The organism is Pseudomonas sp. W2Oct36 (assembly GCF_041060465.1).
In the GTDB taxonomy this organism is placed as follows: Bacteria; Pseudomonadota; Gammaproteobacteria; order Pseudomonadales; family Pseudomonadaceae; genus Aquipseudomonas; species Aquipseudomonas graminis_B.
Genome location: NZ_JAUERW010000020.1, coordinates 1 through 14,709 on the forward strand (window position 1 = coordinate 1; position 14,709 = coordinate 14,709).

Here is a 14,709-nt window from a genome sequence, read left to right on the forward strand (position 1 = left end):
AAAACTGGGGTATCTGCCACCGACCGTTTACGAACGGACGATGGCCTTGAAACAACCTATCGAGGTGTCCGGAATTAGTTGACCACTACAGACGACTGACGCATTCCCGGCTAAAGCCAGTCCCACTAAACGCACGCGCTCGGTCAGTGGGACCGGCTTCAGCCGGGAAGAGGCCGTGCGGACAACCGCAGTTTAGCGGTGTGACGCCTGACGCATTCCCGGCTAAAGCCAGTCCCACTAAGAGAACGCGCTCGGTCAGTAGGACCGGCTTCAGCCGGGAACAGGCCGGTGCGGAAACCCGCAGTTTTGCGGTGTGACGCCTGACGCGATCCCGGCTAAAGCCAGTCCCACAAAAAGCACGCGCTCGGTCAGTAGGACCGGCTTCAGCCGGGAAGAGGCCGGTGCGGACACCCGCAGTTTTGCGGTGTGACGCCTGACGCGTTCCCAGCTAAAGCCAATCCCACAAAAAGCACGCGCACGGTCAGTAGGACCGGCTTCAGCCGGGAACAGGCCGGTGTGAACACCCGCAGTTTTGCGGTGTGAGGCCTGACGCCTTCCCGGCTAAAGCCAGTCCCACTAAGAGAACGCGCTCGGTCAGTAGGACCGGCTTCAGCCGGGAAGAGGCCGGTGCGGACACCCTCACTGTTGCGGTGCAGCGAATGACGCATTCCCGGCTAAAGCCAGTCCCGCTAAACGCACGCGCTCGGTCAGTAGGACCGGCTTCAGCCGGGAAGAGGTCGGTGTGAACGCCCGCAGTTTTGCGGTGTGACGCCTGACGCCTTCCCGGCTAAAGCCAGTCCCACCAATAGAACGCGCTCGTTCAGTAGGGCCGGCTTCAGCCGGGAAGAGGCCGGTGTGAATACCTGCAGTTTTGCGGTGTGACGACTGACGCATTCCCGGCTAAAGCCAGTCCTACTAAACGCACGCGGTCAGTCAGTGGGACCGGCTTCAGCCGGGAAGAGGCCGGTGTGAACCCCCTCAGTTTGCGGTGTGACGCCTGCCCCATTCCCGGCTAAAGCCAGTCCCACTCAACGCACGCGCTCGGTCAGTAGGACGGGCTTCAGCCGGGAAGAGACCGGTGTGAACGCCCTCAATTTTGCGGTGTGACGACTGACGCATTCCCGGCTAAAGCCGGTCCCACAAAAAGCACGCGCTCGGTCAGTAGGACCGGCATCACACGCAGATCACTGCCAGCCAAACTTGCGTACGTAGAACCCCTTCACCGCCTGGGTCAGCGCCACGTAGGCGATCAGGATCAGCGGCAGGATGGCGAAGTACAGCGGTGGCAGCGCTTGCAGTTTGAAGTAGTGCGCCAGCGGGCCCATCGGCAAGAAGATGCCCACGGCCATGATGACACCGGTCATCACCATCAACGGCATCGCCGCACGGCTTTGCAGGAACGGGATTTTCGGTGTGCGGATCATGTGCACGATCAACGTTTGCGTCAGCAGGCCCACGACAAACCAGCCCGACTGAAACAGGGTCTGATGCTCAGGCGTGTTGGCGCCAAACACGTACCACATGACCGCGAACGTGGTGATGTCGAAGATCGAGCTGATCGGCCCGAAAAACAGCATGAAGCGTCCTACATCCGCAGGCTGCCAGCGCTGGGGTTTTTTCAGCAGTTCCTCATCGACGTTATCGAACGGGATGGCGATCTGGGAAATGTCGTACAGCAGGTTCTGCACCAGCAGGTGCATCGGCAGCATCGGTAGAAACGGGATGAACGCACTGGCGACCAGCACCGAGAACACGTTGCCGAAGTTGGAACTGGCCGTCATTTTGATGTACTTGAGCATGTTGGCGAAGGTCCGGCGCCCTTCCAGCACGCCCTCCTCCAGCACCATCAGGCTCTTCTCCAGCAGAATGATGTCGGCGGCTTCCTTGGCGATGTCCACCGCGGTGTCCACGGAAATACCGATGTCGGCGGTGCGCAGCGCAGGCGCGTCGTTGATGCCGTCGCCCATGAAACCCACCACGTGCCCGTTGGCCTTGAGCAGCCGCACGATGCGCTCCTTGTGGGAAGGCGTCAGCTTGGCGAACACGTTGGTGGTCTCGACCGCGACCGCCAGTTCGGCATCGCTCATCCGCTCGATATCAGCCCCCATCAGCAGGCCCTGACGCTCCAGCCCGACTTCGCGGCAGATCTTCGCGGTGACGCGTTCGTTGTCGCCGGTCAGCACTTTCACCGCCACGCCATGCTCGGCCAACGCTTTAAGCGCCGGCGCCGTGCTTTCCTTCGGCGGATCGAGAAACGCCACATAACCGATCAGGGTCAGGTCGCTTTCGTCAGCCAGGCCGTAGGTGTCGCGGCCTGCCTCCATAGGACGCGCCGCCACCGCCACCACACGCAGACCTTCTTCGTTGAACGCGGCGGTGACGCTTAGAATGCGCTCGAGCAGCTCAGGCGTCAGCGCTTCTTCGGCATCGCCATGACGCACGCGGTTGCACACGCTCAGCACTTCTTCCAGCGCGCCTTTGCAGATCAGCAGATGCGGCTCGTGCTGCTGTTGCACCACCACCGACATGCGCCGGCGATTGAAGTCGAACGGGACCTCATCAACCTTGCTGAACGCGGTGCCGACTTGCAGCTCGCGGTGAATCTCGACGTGCTCCAGCACCGCGACGTCCAGCAGGTTTTTCAGGCCGGTCTGGTAGTAGCTGTTGAGGTAGGCCATTTCCAGAACGTCGTCGGACTCATCGCCCCATACGTCGACATGGCGTGCGAGAAAAATCTTGTCCTGGGTCAGCGTGCCGGTCTTGTCGGTGCACAGCACGTCCATGGCGCCGAAGTTCTGGATCGCGTCGAGACGTTTGACGATGACTTTTTTGCGCGACAGAAACACCGCGCCCTTGGCCAGCGTCGAAGTGACGATCATCGGCAGCATTTCCGGGGTCAGGCCGACCGCGATGGACAGCGCGAACAGCAACGCTTCCATCCAGTCGCCCTTGGTGAAGCCATTGATGAACAACACCAGCGGCGCCATCACGAACATGAAGCGGATCAGCAGCCAGCTGACTTTATTGACCCCGGCCTGAAACGAGGTCGGCGCACGATCGGTGGCGCTGACCCGTTGCGCCAGCGCGCCGAAATAGGTGTGGTTGCCGGTGGCCAGGATGACACCCGTCGCCGCGCCGGACACCACGTTGGTGCCCATGAACAGAATGTTTTCCAGGTCCAGCGGGTTGCCCGTATCGACGCCCTGACGCCGCCCGAACTTCTCCACCGGCATGGATTCGCCAGTCATCGCGGCCTGGCTGACGAACAGGTCCTTGGCGCTGAGCACGCGGCAGTCCGCAGGGATCATGTCGCCGGCAGACAGCACGATGAGGTCGCCCGGTACCAGTTGCTTGATCGGCAGCTCAATGCGTTTTTGCTTTGCGTTATCGGCAGCGTCGAACGAGCTGTCGGCGCGGCGCATGACGGTCGCGGTGTTGCTGACCATTGCCTTTAGCGCGTCGGCGGCCTGATTGGAACGCGCCTCCTGCCAGAAACGCAGCAGCGTGGAGAGCACGACCATGGAGAAAATCACCGTGGCGGCTTTCATGTCTTCGGTCAGCCACGAGATGAACGCCAGCAGGGTCAGCAGCAGGTTGAACGGATTTCGATAGCAGTGCCACAAATGCACCCACCATGGCAGCGGCTGTTCGTGCTCGACTTCGTTGAGGCCGTGTTGCTCGCGCAGTTCGTGCGCTTCGGTTTCGGTGAGACCGTCGGCGTGGCTGCTCAGGCGTGCGAGCAATTCAGGCACATCGCTGCTGGCGCCGCGGGTCAGGGTTTGCGCGAGGGTGGGCGGCACTTCGCGGCTGACGGTGGCGTCGGTCACGCTGTCGAGCGTCGCCAGCCGACGGAAGTGCCGGCCGAGTTTGCGGGTGCGGACGAAGTCTGCGAGGAATTCTTTCAGGAGGGTGTACTTCATGGTTGTGTCCCCTGGACTGAAGGCTGCTGGAGCTGAAAGCACAGGAACCTTGAGCGGGTACGGCACGCCTCAGGCGCCGCGCTCGTTCATGAGCAGGCACCGCAGGCTGGCCCGCGCAGCAAAAGCCACGCGCGTCCGATGCGCAGACGAACGACAGACGCGTCGGTCATCACGCAGGATTGGGCGTCAGGGAAAGGACAGGGAAGCGGGCTCTGAGCAGAGTCCGCGGGCCACCGCCGCTTCTCACGTTGTCGGCGAGATAGCGGCAGTGAAAAGACTGCGCGTTATCGTGCCGAGGATTGGCCGGTCGTTATCACCGGCTGACGTCTGTCACTCGAACAAGTACCCACTGTGGGTCTCCGCATTGGTTGAAAACGGGCGAAGCATACGCCCGGGTTTTATGAGAGTAAATCGCCAGTACGGAGGGTGAGCGGGTTAATGCGGATTTCTTCAGGGGAGGTTCAGGAACCGGGGGATGACGCCCCTTGTAGGAGTGAGCTTGCTCGCACATGCGTCATATCTGAGACCCAAAGGTTGAACTGATTCACCTCAGTTTCTGTAGGAGTGAGCTTGCTCGCGATGGCGTTATGTCTGCGAAGAGGATGTCGTCTGACACGCCGCTATCGCGAGCAAGCTCACTCCTACAGTGGTTTGCGGCGAGGGCAGTGCGAAAGTCCGTAGAAGCTTGCTGGCGAACAGGCGGCAACACCGGCATTGGCCTTGCTGATAAACTCGCACGCCCTCATTCCTGCCCCAAGGCCGAGCATGTCTTCGTTGAATCAGGCGCTCAGCGTCGCCCTCGATAATCGTCAATCCCTGCTGGCGGAACTGCACGCCCAAGGCACCGATTGTTATCGCCTGTTCCACGGCAGTCAGGAAGGCGCGAGCGGGCTGACCGTCGACCGTTACGGCCCGCAACTGCTGGTGCAGAGTTTCCACAACAGCCTGGATCTCGACTCGCTGCTGGCGCTGCAGGCCGCCGTCAATGGGCGGCTGGGCCTGGAACTGATGCTGGTTTACAACGACCGCTCCCAGGGCAACTCGCGGGTCGACCGGACAGACCCGATCTATAAAGCCGACGACGCGGCGCTGGCCGATCTGGTCGGCCATGAATGGGGCCTGAAATACCGGGTGCGCGGTCGTCATGCCGGGCAGGATCCACTGCTGTTTCTCGACCTGCGCAACGCCCGCGGCTGGGTCAAGCAACATGCCGCCGGCAAGAGCGTGCTCAATCTGTTCGCCTACACCTGCGGCGTCGGCCTGAGCGCAGCGGCGGGTGGCGCGCGCGAGGTGTGCAACCTGGATTTCGCCGAGGGCAATCTGGCGGTCGGTCGAGAGAACGGCCTGCTCAATCCGCAGCTACCGGCCATGCAATTTGTCCAGTCCGATTACTTCCCGGCCATTCGCCAACTGGCCGGACTGCCCATCGCTTCCCGTCGCGGCCACAAGCTGCCGAGGTACGTGCGCCTCGAGCAACGCCAATATGATCTGGTCTTGCTGGATCCGCCGGCCTGGGCCAAGAGCGCGTTCGGCACGGTGGATCTGCTGCGCGATTACCAGAGCCTGCTCAAACCCGCGCTGCTGACCACCGCCGAAGATGGCGTGCTGATCTGCTGCAACAACCTGGCGAAGGTCAGCCTCGACGATTGGCGCGAGCAGGTGCTGCGTTGCGCCAGCAAAATCGGCCGGCCCGTGCGCGACTGCCAGGTGCTGACCCCGGGCGCCGACTTTCCGTCACAGGACCAACAGCCCCCGCTCAAGACATTGATCTTGCAGCTGTGATGCGTGATCGGGCCTAAGGAAATTTCCCACAAGGATTGAAGCGACTGGATTCGGAACCAGATTGGCGTGCCATACTCCAAGGACCTCCCATCGAGAGAGTCGGCGACCTACATGCCCAAAGGATTGAAACGCGCCATCGGCGCCCTGCTGGCCGTCTTCGCCATTTACAGCGTGCTGGGGTTTCTGATCCTGCCCGGCGTGGCATTGCGAATCATCAATCAACAGCTGGCGAATTACGCCACGGTGCCGGCCAGGCTGGACCGTCTCGAACTCAATCCCTACAGCCTGGAAGTCACTCTCTGGGGCCTGAACATCGGGGCGCCGGGCAAGGAGCAAATCGGTTTCGCGCGGCTTTACGCCAACCTGCAAATCGACAGCCTGTGGACCAAGGCCCTGCACCTCAAGGCCGTCGAGCTCGATAAACCCAAGACCGAGTTGCTGTTCGCCAAAGACGGCACGCTCAATCTGGCCGGGCTGTTCAAGCTGCCGGCCAGCGAACCTGCTAAACCTGACGCCCCCCCGAGCAAACCGTTCCCGCTGCGCATCGGCGAGATCAAGCTGGCTGACGGCTACGTGCATTTCCAGGACATGCGCCCCAGCGAGCCCATCGAGTTTCTCTACGACGCGCTGAATTTCGAGCTGAAAAACCTCAGCACCCTGCCGGAAGACAACGCCGACATGACCCTGGTCGCCGCGGGGCCTAACGGCGGTCAGATCGACTGGGTCGGGCGTATCAGCCTTGTGCCCCTCTCGTCCGAAGGCACGCTAAAAGTCACCGACGGCAAGATGGAAGTCTGGTGGCCCTACGTGCGCGACGCGCTGCCGCTGGTCCTCAAAGACGGCGTCCTCAATTTCAACACCCATTACACACTCAGTCTGGCGAAGGAAACCGAGCTGCTGCTGGACAAGACATCCCTGAGTGTTGCGCCCTTCGCCATCGATGCCCCGGACGGCAGACCGCTGGCGCGCCTGAAAAAACTGAGCGTGAGCGACACGTCAATCGATCTGGCCAAGCAGTTGGTGTCGGTCGGCAAGATTCGCAGCGAAGGCCTGGAAACCTGGGCGACGCGGGAGTCTGACGGCGAGCTGGACTGGCAGAAGCTGTTCGCCAGCCAGCCGTCCAAAGCACAAGCCAAGAAAGTCGAGGCTGAAAAACAGCAGCCCGCGACCGCCACCGGCGCAGAAACCACGGCCAGCGCAAAAACGGCGGCGCCAAGCAAACCTTGGCAGGTGTTGCTGCGGGATACGCAGCTGCGCGACTACCGGATTCATCTTGCCGACAAGGTCCCGAAAGAGCCTGTGGCGATTGATGTCGGCCCGCTGAACCTGGACCTGACCGGCTTCGACAGCCTCAACAAGTCACCCTTCAAGCTCAAGCTCGACACTGGTGTGGGCAAGCAAGGCAAGCTGACCGCCGAGGGCGAGGTGAATCTTGCGCCGGTTCGCGCCAATCTCAATGTCACTACGCGCGACATCGACCTGCGAGTCGCGCAGTCCTACGTCACGCCGTTCATTCGCCTGGAAGTGCGCAGCGGCATGCTCAACAGCGATCTGGCCGTGGACCTGAAAAGCACCGAGCCCTTTGCGCTGCGCATCACCGGCAAGGCGCAGGTTGACCAGTTGCATACCCTCGACACCCTCAAGTCGCGGGACTTCGTGAAGTGGCAGCGGTTGAACGTCGACGGGCTGAATTTCCAGCTGGGCGATAGCCTGACCATCGCTTCGATTAATGTCGACCAGCCGTATGCGCGCTTCGTGATCGCTGACGATCGCTCGACCAACATTGACGACCTGCTGATTCCGCAGCCTGCAGATAAGGCGCCTGCCGCGCCGAAAGCCAAAGCCGCCAGCAGCGAAAAGCCGATGGGCATTCGCATTGGCGAGGTCAACATCACCAACGGCTCGGCCAACTTCGCCGACTTCAGCCTGACACCGAACTTCGCCACGGCCGTTCAGCAACTCAACGGCAAAATCGGCACGCTGGATAACCGCCAGGACAAACCCGCGACGGTGAATATCAACGGTAAGGTTGATCGCTATGCGCCGGTGACCATCAAGGGCGCGCTGAACCCGTTCAACCCGATGGCGAGTCTGGACATCGCGACCAGCTTCAAGCGCGTGGAACTGACCACGTTGACGCCCTACTCCGGCAAATTCGCCGGTTATCGCATTCGCAAGGGGCGTCTGAATCTGGATCTCCACTACCTGATTACCAAGGGCCAGCTCAAGGCTGAGAACAAGGTGGTGGTCGAGCAGCTGCAATTGGGTGAGAAGGTGGACAGCCCGGACGCGGTGAATCTGCCGCTGAAACTGGCGATTGCCCTGCTCAAGGATACCGATGGCAAGATTTCCATCGAGTTGCCCGTAACCGGCGATCTCAACAATCCGCAGTTCAGCGTGATGCCGATCGTCTGGCAGACCCTGCGCAATCTGGTGGTGAAGGCAGCGGCGGCGCCGTTCAAATTCATCGGTGGATTGATCAGCGGCGGTGGCGGATCGGAGGACCTGGGCACGGTGTCCTTCGCGCCAGGGGCTGAGGAGCTGAGCCCTGAGGCGATGGCTTCGCTGGACAAGCTGGCGGCAGCCTTGAAAGCCCGGCCAGCGTTGCGTCTTGAGATTGAAGGCACCAGCGCTGAAGCCAGCGACGGCCCGTTGATTGCCCAGCAACGACTGGAGCGTGAATACCAGAGCACGTACTACAAGATTCTCCAGCGCCGAGGCGACAAGGTGCCTGCGCAGCCGAGTGATCTGACGGTACCTGCGGATGAGAAGGCGCCAATGCTTGACGGTATTTATCGCACGCGCCTGAAACAGCAGCCGCCGGCCGAGTGGGTGAATCTGGGCAAGGAAGAGCGTCAGAACAAGCTGCGCGAGGCGGTACTCAAATCCTGGAGTTCGAGCGCGCTGCTGCTGCGTCAGCTCGGCCAGGCGCGGGCCGGAAGCATCAAGGACTACCTGGTCGACAAGGGCCAACTGGCAGACGAGCGGGTGTATTTCATCGACACCACCCTTGGCAAGCCGGAAAAAGACGGCCGCGTCATCAGCCCCCTGCACCTCGACAGCGAGTAATGATTTTGAAGAATGCGATAACGAGGATGGCGGTGATTCTCGGTATGACGGCGCTGCTTGGCATTGCCCAGGCAGACACATTGCGCTGTGGCAGCCAGCTGATCAGCGTCGGCGACCGGATGTTTGAAGTGCAGCAGAAATGCGGCCAGCCGGTCAGCCAGGACATCATCGGCTATAAGGAAACCGTCAATCACTACCGCCAGGTGGATCAGGTGCAAGTCCAGGAATGGATCTACGGCCCGAGCAACGGGATGTACCAGTATTTGCGGTTCGAAGGCGGGCGATTGGTGAGGATCGATAGCAAACGCGGAAGGTGATGGTTGCGGAAGATTTATTGTAGGACCGGCTTTAGCCGGGAAGAGGCCAGTATGAACACCACACATCTGCGGTGTGACACCCGACGCTTTCCCGGCTAAAGCCGGTGCTACAAAGGTGAGCCTGCCGCACTAGCAGGCGCGCCGCAGTTTTATAGTAGGACCGGCTTTAGCCGGGAAGAGGCCAGTGTGAACACCACACATCTGCGGTGTGACACCCGACGCTTTCCCGGCTAAAGCCGGTCCTACAAGGGAAGAGACCTGCGTGGACACCCTACATTTGCGGTGTCACGCTTGACGCCTTCCCGGCTGAAGCCGGTCCTACAGGGGAAGAGGCCCGCGTGAACACCCTACATTTGCGGTGTCACGCTTGACGCTTTCCCGGCTGAAGCCGGTCCTACAACGAGCGGGGCCAGTCCCACAGCCATCAACCATCTACCATCAACGCTCGTGCAATGCCTCGGCGCGGGCTTTGAGGACGGGTTTGAGCATGTAGCTCAGGATGGTTTTCTTGCCGGTGATGATGTCCACCGAGGCGACCATGCCAGGGATGATCAGCAGCGGGTGCTCATCGGTGCCGAGGTGGCTGCGGTCGGTGCGCAGTTTGATCACGTAGAAGGTGTTCTTCTTCTCTTCGTCCTGAATGGTGTCAGCACCGATCTGTTCCAGCTTGCCTTTCAGCCCGCCATAAATCGTGTAGTCATACGCGGTGAACTTGATCATCGCCTCCTGCCCCGGGTGCAGGAAGGCAATGTCTTGCGGGCGAATGCGCGCTTCTACCAACAGCGTGTCATCCAGCGGCACGACTTCGGCGATGTCGCTGCCCGGCTGAATAACACCGCCAACAGTGTTGACCAGCATCTGCTTGACCACGCCGCGCACCGGCGATGTCACCATTGTGCGGTTCACGCGGTCTTCAAGGCCCTTGGCCGTCGACTGCGCTTTGGAAAGGTTGGTGCGCGCTTCATTCAGTTGCGTCAGCGCGTCACTGCGGAATTTGCCACGGGTTTCATCGATCTTGCGCTGCACTTCGGCAATCGCCGCCTGTGCGCGAGGGATCGCCAGCGTGGTGCCGTCCAGCTGACCACGGGTTTCCACCTCGGAGCGTTTCAGCCGGAGGATGTCCACCGGCGACACCGCGCCCTGAGACACCAACGGCTCGGACATGCCGATCTCCTGGCGCAACAGGGCCAGGCTGCTGCGGTACTGCTCCTGCTTGGAAGCAAATTCGCGCAATTCCTGCTGGCGTTGAATCAGTTGCTGCTGCAAACCACCGACCTCATCGACCAACTGCTGACGGCGGCTCTTGTACAGCGACTCTTCGTTGGACGCCTGATTCGGCACCAACTTGCGCGCTTCGGCGCTGATGTTCAGTGGCCGATCGTCAACCTCGGCGCTCAGGCGCTCGACGCGCAACTGCATCGCCAGACGATCAGCTTCAGTCTCACCCACGTTGGAGGCAAAGCGGGTGTCGTCGAGACGAATCAGCGGGGCGCCGGCGTCGACAATCTGGCCGTCGTGGGCATAGATCTGCGCGACGATGCCGCCTTCCAGGTTCTGGATTTTCTGGATCTTGGTCGACGGAATGGCCTTGCCCTCGCCCTTCGTCACTTCATCGATCACGGCGTAGTTAGCCCACACCAGCAAGAAAACGAAGAACAGGATCACGGCCCAGATGGTCAGCCGCACGATGCGCGGGGCGTCGTCGACCAGTGCCTTTTTGACTTCCGGCAGCGCTTGGCCTTCGAGCGAAGGCGAGCCTTTGAAATAGCCGAAGATGCCGCCACCGGAGTTTTGACCTGACTTAAGCAACACTGATCTGCCCCTTCTTCAACGCTTCCATAACGGCGGCTTTCGGGCCGTCGGCCACGATCTGGCCGCGGTCGATGACCACCAGGCGATCAACCAGGCTGAGCAACGAAGCTCGGTGTGTCACAAGAATCACGGTCTTTTTCTCGATAACGCCATGCAGGCGCTGCTTCAAACGTTCTTCGCCAGTGTTATCCATGGCGCTGGTGGGTTCGTCGAGCAACAGGATTGGCGGATCGAGCAACAAGGCCCGCGCCAGCGCAACGTTCTGCCGTTGACCACCGGACAGGTTCTGCCCGCGCTCGCCCACCTGCAACTCATAGCCCTGGGGATGCAGGCTGGCGAATTCATGCACGCCGGCCAGTTCAGCGGCCTGCAGCACCATCTCGTCGTCGACGTAACGCGCGCCGGAAATCAGATTGTCCCGCAGCGTCCCTGATAACAGTTGAATGTCCTGGGCCACGTAGCCGATGTTGTGGCGCACTTCGCTGACGTCGATCTGACGGATGTCGACGCCATCCACCAGCAGCGAGCCTTCGTCCGGCTGATACAGACCCACCAGCAGTTTGGCCAGGGAGCTTTTCCCCGACCCGCTGCGGCCGATGATGCCGACCTTCTCGCCCGGGCGGATCACCAGATTGATATTGCGCAGGGCCAGGTTCTGCTGGTTCGGGTACGTGAACTCCAGATTGCGGAATTCCATGGCGCCCTGCAGGACCTGACGGCTGAGCGGACGCTCGTCGAAGTTGCGTTCCTGGGGCAGCTCCATCATCTGATCGACCGAGACCATGGTCACTTTCGCTTGCTGATAACGGGTCAGCAGGCCGGACAATTGCGCCAAGGGGCCTAAAGCACGACCGCTGAGCATGTAGCACGCCACCAGGCCGCCCATGCTGAGAACGCCGTCCATGATCATGTAAACGCCGAAACAGATCATCGCCACGCCCGCCAGTTGCTGGATCAGCAGGGTGATGTTCATGGCGAGACCGGAAAGCACTTTGACGCGCAGTTCCAGACGGCTGAGCGTACCGATGGTGTGTTCCCACTGGTATTGACGCTCGCTTTCGGCGTTGTTGACCTTCACCGCATCGAGGCCGGCAAGGGTTTCGATCAGGCTCGACTGACGCTCGGCCCCCAGCGCCATGGTGCGTTCAAGGGTGGAGGTCAGCGGTTTTTGCAGGAAGTGGCCGATGCCCAGCGCCAGCGGGAAGGCAATGATCGGAATCCACACCAGATGCCCGCCCAGCAGCGCGATCACCAACAGGATGATCAGCGTGAACGGCAGGTCAATGAGGCTGGTCAGGGTCAGCGACGTGAGGAAGTCACGCATGCCCTGAAACTCATGGATGTTCTGGGCGTAGCTGCCGACCCGCGCCGGGCGAAACTTCATCGCCATGCCGACGATACGTTCGAACAGCGTGGCGGAAATGATCAGGTCGGTTTTCTTGCCGGCCAGGTCCAGGCACAGACTGCGCAGGCCCTTGAGCAAAAGATCAAACAGGAACGCGCCACAGATGCCGGTCGCCAGCACCCACAATGTTGCGGTGGCCTGGTTGGGCACGACACGGTCGTAGACGTTCATGACAAAAAGAGGGGTAGCCAGCGCGATCAGGTTGATCACGAAGCTGGCAGCGATCGCGTCGACGTAAAGCCAGCGAGACAGCTTGAGGGTGTCCTTGAACCAGGAACGAGCGCGCGGGATGAGCGAGCCCTGGGTGACGTCAAATTTATGTTGCGGCTGTGCGAAAAACACCCGACCGCTGTAATCCTGCGCCAGCGCTTCGGTTTCGATCAGCACTTCGCCGCCGTTGCTTTCGCTGATCAGCAGGCGGGCAGACTCGCCCTCCCAACCGAGCAGAACGGCAGAGCGCCCTTCCTTCAGCAGCAGCAAGGCGGGCAATGCGATCTCGGGAATCTGGGTGAGTTTGCGTTGCAGCAAACGCCCCTGCAAACCTGCCCGGGCTGCGGCGCGAGGCAGCAAATCCGGGCTCAAGCGTTGGTCGGGCAATGGCAGACCGGTGGTCAGCATGGCCCGGCTCGCCGGTTTGTGATGCAGGGCACAGAGTGTCAGCAGCCCGTCGAGTAACGGATCGTCGTGCTGGCTGCGTGGATCATGACCTAATTGAGCCGAAGGTAATTCCAAGTCCACGCTGACACTCTCTTTCTTAACAGTTAAAAGAAGCTGACCCCGTCAAGAATCAGTTCATGCCCGGCAGCTGAACGGTCGGTTTCACATCGTTCTGCACAACCGATGCCATCGGCGCGACGACGCCCTGGCTTTTCAGCAGCGTGCCCATGTCCGCCTTGATGCGGTATTGGGTGTACATCTGCAGGTTTTTCAGCTGCATCAGACGCTGTTGCGCGGTGAACAACTCGTTCTCGCTGTCGAGAAGGTCGAGCAGGGTACGCTCTCCCAGACTGAATTGCTGCTGGTACGAGGTACGCACGCTGTTGGCACGCTCGACGTACTGCTGAGCGATCGGCAGCTGGGCGTTGGCGTTGTTGTAGGCGTTCCAGGCCAGGCCCAGTTCTTCGTTCAACTGACGCAGCGCGTTGTTGCGGATATCCAGCGCCTGGCTCGACAGGTACGACTTCGACTGCAGGTCAGCCTTGTTGCTGCCACCGGCGTACAGGTTGAAGCGCATGCGCACCATGGCTTCCCAGCCATTGTTGTGGCCTTCGTCGCCGCCAATGTTGTTATCGGCATTGCGGCCCAGTTCTGCATCGAAACGCGGGTAGTAATTGGACTGCGCCGAGGTGTACTGCTTTTCAGCGGCCACGATGTCGGATTCGGCCGAGCGCAGCACCGGGCTGTTCTCCAGCATCTGGCGACGGGCTTCGTTCAGATCGGCAGGCATCATCGCGAACGGCGACGGCGCTTCAAGTTGATCAGCTTCCAGACCAACGGCACTCAAGTAATTGGTTTGGGCGTCGGCCAGATTGGTTTGTTCGGTGATCAGGTTGTTGCGGGCTTGTGCCAGACGGGCATCGGCCTGGTCCATATCGGCCATACGACCCACGCCGCGGGAAGTGCGCAGTTTGATTTGGTCGTAAATACGTTCGTGACTCTTCAGGTTCTCTTCGGCCAGCCGAACCATTTCACGTTGAGTCAAAACATCCAGATAGACCTGCGCAACTGTCAACGCCGTACGTTCGGTTGTATTTAACAGCGAGTATGCCCGGGAATTGGCGGTGGCTTGTTGACGCGCAACTTCGTTACTTGTTGCGTAGCCGTCAAACAGCATTTGCTGAAGACGGATTTGCGCTTCGCCGCGGTCCAGCGTCTGGTAGTCGTGACGACCGGTCGAGGCACGGGTGCTTGGCGTATCGGAACCGGCCCGGCCGTAGCCCGCCGTGACATCGACACGCGGCAGGTAGCCGCCTCGTGCAGCGCGCAGCGCATAGTCCTGGGCGATACGGGCATTAATGCCTGCCTGCACCTCGGGATGCTCGTCCATGGCTTTCTGCATGGCGGACTGTAGCGTCTGGGCCTGAACGAAACCGGCACAAAGGATGAGGGGTACAGCAGTGAAGAGGTGCTTACGCATTTTGGTGGTTTCCCGAGAACGTACTTGTTCAAAATGCAGCAATACACACTGCCGCATCGTAAAAATGGCCATTGAAGTGATCGTTTCGAGAGTGTTCTGAAGGGCGCTTGCGATCACACTGCAGAAATACGCGATCTCATCAAATATCAATGTGACATTACGGAAGCGATTGTTTAGGATGTCGCCGAATAGGTCAATACTTTGGCAGAAAGTTAATTCCTGTGCCGACCTGCTGTTAATAAATTGGCGCCAGATTACGTGCAACTT

General features: G+C 60.5%; 7 protein-coding genes. 3 read left to right on the forward strand and 4 right to left on the reverse strand.

Annotated elements, in window-relative coordinates:
* Nucleotides 1-1,184: 1,184 nt before the first annotated feature.
* Nucleotides 1,185-3,920 carry a magnesium-translocating P-type ATPase gene (gene mgtA, locus QWI18_RS21455; protein ID WP_369319790.1) on the reverse strand — a complete coding sequence of 912 codons (2,736 nt, stop codon included), beginning with the start codon at nucleotides 3,918-3,920 and terminating at the stop codon, nucleotides 1,185-1,187.
* A gap of 765 nt (nucleotides 3,921-4,685) precedes the next feature.
* Here mgtA and QWI18_RS21460 point away from each other — a divergent pair.
* The 3 genes from QWI18_RS21460 to QWI18_RS21470 all read left to right on the forward strand — a co-directional run bounded on the left by QWI18_RS21460 (nucleotide 4,686) and on the right by QWI18_RS21470 (nucleotide 9,088).
* Nucleotides 4,686-5,702, forward strand: a complete 1,017-nt coding sequence (locus QWI18_RS21460) for a class I SAM-dependent rRNA methyltransferase (protein ID WP_369319791.1) — start codon at nucleotides 4,686-4,688, stop codon at nucleotides 5,700-5,702.
* A gap of 111 nt (nucleotides 5,703-5,813) precedes the next feature.
* Entirely contained in the window at nucleotides 5,814-8,771 is a 2,958-nt protein-coding gene (locus tag QWI18_RS21465) for a DUF748 domain-containing protein (protein ID WP_369319792.1), read from the forward strand.
* 26 nt (nucleotides 8,772-8,797) lie between these two features.
* Nucleotides 8,798-9,088: a DUF2845 domain-containing protein gene (locus QWI18_RS21470; protein WP_244160338.1), complete on the forward strand. Its 291-nt coding sequence runs from the start codon at nucleotides 8,798-8,800 to the stop codon at nucleotides 9,086-9,088.
* Between the two features lie 438 nt (nucleotides 9,089-9,526).
* On the opposite strand, the gene QWI18_RS21475 is transcribed toward QWI18_RS21470, so the two are convergent.
* The 3 genes from QWI18_RS21475 to QWI18_RS21485 are packed head-to-tail and all read right to left on the reverse strand — an operon-like array spanning nucleotide 9,527 to nucleotide 14,442.
* On the reverse strand, nucleotides 9,527-10,900 hold the full coding sequence (locus QWI18_RS21475; RefSeq protein ID WP_192133626.1) for an HlyD family type I secretion periplasmic adaptor subunit: 1,374 nt from the start codon (nucleotides 10,898-10,900) through the stop codon (nucleotides 9,527-9,529).
* Nucleotides 10,890-13,043, reverse strand: coding sequence for a type I secretion system permease/ATPase (locus QWI18_RS21480; RefSeq protein WP_192133623.1), 2,154 nt, complete (start codon nucleotides 13,041-13,043; stop codon nucleotides 10,890-10,892). The genes QWI18_RS21475 and QWI18_RS21480 overlap by 11 nt, the downstream gene beginning before the upstream one ends.
* Before the next feature lie 49 nt (nucleotides 13,044-13,092).
* A complete protein-coding gene (locus QWI18_RS21485; protein ID WP_192133622.1) occupies nucleotides 13,093-14,442 on the reverse strand; it encodes a TolC family outer membrane protein in 1,350 nt (449 codons plus the stop codon).
* Nucleotides 14,443-14,709: the final 267 nt, after the last annotated feature.

What these genes read in the sequence shown, in the direction of transcription:
- mgtA (WP_369319790.1), bottom strand. Translation starts at nt 3,920, where the DNA reads ATGAAGTACACCCTCCTGAAAGAATTCCTCGCAGACTTCGTCCGCACC.
- QWI18_RS21460 (WP_369319791.1), top strand. Translation starts at nt 4,686, where the DNA reads ATGTCTTCGTTGAATCAGGCGCTCAGCGTCGCCCTCGATAATCGTCAA.
- QWI18_RS21465 (WP_369319792.1), top strand. Translation starts at nt 5,814, where the DNA reads ATGCCCAAAGGATTGAAACGCGCCATCGGCGCCCTGCTGGCCGTCTTC.
- QWI18_RS21470 (WP_244160338.1), top strand. Translation starts at nt 8,798, where the DNA reads ATGGCGGTGATTCTCGGTATGACGGCGCTGCTTGGCATTGCCCAGGCA.
- QWI18_RS21485 (WP_192133622.1), bottom strand. Translation starts at nt 14,442, where the DNA reads ATGCGTAAGCACCTCTTCACTGCTGTACCCCTCATCCTTTGTGCCGGT.